General features: G+C 44.3%; 3 protein-coding genes and 1 pseudogene. All 4 read right to left on the minus strand.

Annotation, left to right across the window (positions count from 1 at the left end):
* Positions 1 to 298 precede the first annotated feature (298 nt).
* Entirely contained in the window at positions 299 to 1,507 is a 1,209-nt protein-coding gene (locus O9324_RS14775; protein WP_287630010.1) for an ATP-dependent 6-phosphofructokinase, read from the minus strand.
* A gap of 132 nt (positions 1,508 to 1,639) precedes the next feature.
* Positions 1,640 to 1,786: a hypothetical protein gene (locus O9324_RS14780; RefSeq protein ID WP_288140572.1), complete on the minus strand. Its 147-nt coding sequence runs from the start codon at positions 1,784 to 1,786 to the stop codon at positions 1,640 to 1,642.
* A 23-nt stretch (positions 1,787 to 1,809) separates the two neighbouring features.
* Positions 1,810 to 2,835, minus strand: coding sequence for a dihydroorotate dehydrogenase-like protein (locus O9324_RS14785; RefSeq protein WP_288140573.1), 1,026 nt, complete (start codon positions 2,833 to 2,835; stop codon positions 1,810 to 1,812).
* A gap of 59 nt (positions 2,836 to 2,894) precedes the next feature.
* A pseudogene (locus O9324_RS14790) lies at positions 2,895 to 3,158 on the minus strand (hypothetical protein); the annotation flags it as partial.

Consider the following 3,158-nt stretch of genomic DNA (forward strand, 5'->3'; position numbering starts at 1 on the left):
CTTGGCTGTCTATATTTTAACCAATAAATTGCTGTATTGCAAGCATAGTCAGCTTTTAAAGATAAATTATTGTTTTATTGGTCAGCAATAATTGTCTGTTTTTTCTTTAATTTTACATGACAAGTTCGGAAGAGCCATAAAAGTTTATGCTTAGAAAATTAATTACAGTCTTTTAAAAAGTTTCTTTATTTCGACAGTAGCTGTCAGTATATCTCGTAATTGTAGGGTTTAAAAATGCCTAATCTTAACCAATTAACAAAGCGAGAAAGTATGAGCAACCCTTCTCGCTTTATTATAACTAAACCAACACCTCCACAGCTTGCGGAACTACTGCCGTCTCAGTTGTGGTATTTTCCCCTAGGTAAATTCCCAAAGAACGGGCCGTTTTGACGATAAAACCATCAGGATCCACGGGATAGGCGCAGCGATTTTCTTGATGACATTTTTTGATAATTTTGATCACTGGTTTCAGGGGCAAACTACGCACTTGTCCCCCGCGCCAAATCACCACGCGATCGAGTTTTCCCTTTTCAATTAATTCTACGGCCTTAATGCCAAAAGCCGTGGCTAACAGTCGATCCATGGCCAAAGGAGGACGACTTCTTTGCAGGTGTCCCAAGGACATGGCCCGCACATCCATGGAATTGAGATAACAGAAGACGGGATCGGTAACGCATAAAGAGCGAGTTTTGTCAACTATTAATTTTTCTAAATAATCGGCAATATACTTCTCTTTTTGGTTATCTTCGTTTTTAACCCCCTCAGAAATGACAATGAGAGCGAATTGACGACCTTGAGCGCGTAATTCTGCCAAATGATCACAACAACCGTCGATGATTGCGGGAGTGAGAGCAGGGGTTAATTCGGGAATAAAAATCGCATCGGCACCCCCAGCAATCCCCGCATGAAGGGCTAAATGACCGGCATCTCTACCCATCACCTGCACAATCATCACCCTTTCGTGACTAGCGGCGGTAAAGGTGAGATCATACAAAGCTTGGGTGACGATATCGACGGCAGTGGTAAAACCGACGGCCCATTCCGTATAGGGAACGTCATTATCAATGGTTTTGGGAACCGCGATAATATTCCAATTGCCTTTCTGAGCGAGATCATAGATGATATCGATGCTCCCATCGCCCCCGACGACGATCAGGGCATCTAATCCTAGCATTTCGTATCCTTGCAGGATTTTCGTGGCAATTTCTGGGTTTTCGGGATGTCCTTTGCTCAAAGAACCCAAGACACTACCACTAAGAAACTGCAAAACGTCTAATCCTTTCAATATCCCAGGTAGGTTATAGCCATGGTGAGTCAGGATCAAATCTTGGGGGTGATATTTCCCCTCAGCAATCTGCATAAAACCGTCAGTCCCGTAGGGAATGCCGTACACATCCCAACCCTTTAGTTTTGATGCTTTTACCACGGCACGAATTACCGCGTTTAACCCCGGGCAATCACCACCACTGGTCAGAATACCGATTTTTTTGTTTTGATTCTCGTTCATGGTTATATCCTCCAGGATTTTTTTTGTCAGGAGTCGGATGGGTGTTGGGGTGTTGGGGTGTTGGGGTGTTGGGGTGTTAGGGTGTTGGGGTGTTGGGGTTGTAGGGTTTTGGGGTTTTAGGGTTGTAGGGTTTTAGGGTTTTAGGGTTTTAGGGTTTTGGGGTTTTAGTTGAAATTCTCCTATCTCCCCACTCCCCCATTTCCCCACTCCCCCATTTCCCCATTTCCCTATCTCCCCACTCCCCCATTTCCCCATTCCCCCATTTCCCCATTTCCCCATTCCCCCATTCCCACTCCCCACTTTTATTTGCTGGTGGTTTGAAAACGTTTCCAAACAGGTTCGTAACTTTGCAGAGCTTTCATATACTGTACCCGTTCAAAAGCACTCGGATCTGGGCAATTCATTTGACTCATACTGCCAATTAACTGCTCGATCGATTCATACTCATTTTCTTCCAACCAATGCAATAAACCCTGTTCGATCTTGGTAATTTCCTCCAAACCGTGGCGTAATAAAACACTAACTAACATAGTAGCTTTTGCCCCCACCATCATCATTTTGATCACGTCGATGGCGTTATGAATACCACTGGTAGCGGCAAAATCCGTCGCTACACGACCGTAAAGCATAGCAATCCAGCGCAGGGGTAAACGCATTGCTTGGGGATTACTGAGGATAATATTGGGGTGAACATCTAAGGTGTCTAAGTCGATATCCGGCTGATAGAAACGGTTAAATAATACCAACCCATCGGCCCCAGCTTCCGCTAATTGTTTAGCCATATTGGCCGTATTGCTAAAGTAGGGACTTAACTTCATCGAGACGGGAATTGATACCTCCGATTTGACAATTTTGAGGATATCAATATAGTTTTGTTCGACGTGATTTCCAGTTAATTCTAGGTCGTTGGGAACATAATAAATATTCAACTCCAAAGCATCAGCGCCCGCTTGTTGAATTTGAATGGCATACTCCAACCATCCCCCAGAGGTCTCACCGTTGAGACTGGCAATAATGGGAATATCGACCATTTCTTTGGCTTTGCGAATATGGTTGAGATATTCGTCGGAACCAACGTGAAAAACCTCCGGTTCGGGAAAATAAGTCAAAGCTTCCGCAAAACTCTCGGCTCCGTGGGTAAAATGATGGTGTAGAGCCAGTCTTTCCTGTTTAATCTGCTCCTCGAAAAAGGAGTGTAAAACCACGGCAGCGGCTCCAAAGTCTTCCATTCTCTTGATATTATCGATATCCTCGCTCAAGGGTGCGGCCGCACCGATGACTAGCGGCGATCGCAATTGCAAACCCATGTAGGTAGTGTGTAGATTCATCGAAAAACTGGGTCTAAAACCCCGCCCTTTAGCGATAGCGGAGGGCGGCTTTATATGAGTTAGTGAGAAACAATTAAACCGTTAGAACGACGAATTAACTGAATCTTACTAACAGCTATCTGTCCCAATCGTTGACCATTGGTATCGCTTACAGATAGCTTTTTTTCGGTATCTCCACTAACATAACCAATTCCTTTGGGAGAAGAAACTAAATCTCCTTTACGGAACCCATGTCTTGTGGTAGAGCCACCATATTTACGTCGTTTACCACCTTTGGAAAAAACCATCAGGTGAAGTTGACGACGACTAATAGGAGGACGTTT

The sequence above is a fragment of the Microcystis sp. LE19-84.1B genome, from assembly GCF_027531875.1.
Classification (GTDB): domain Bacteria; phylum Cyanobacteriota; class Cyanobacteriia; order Cyanobacteriales; family Microcystaceae; genus Microcystis; species Microcystis panniformis.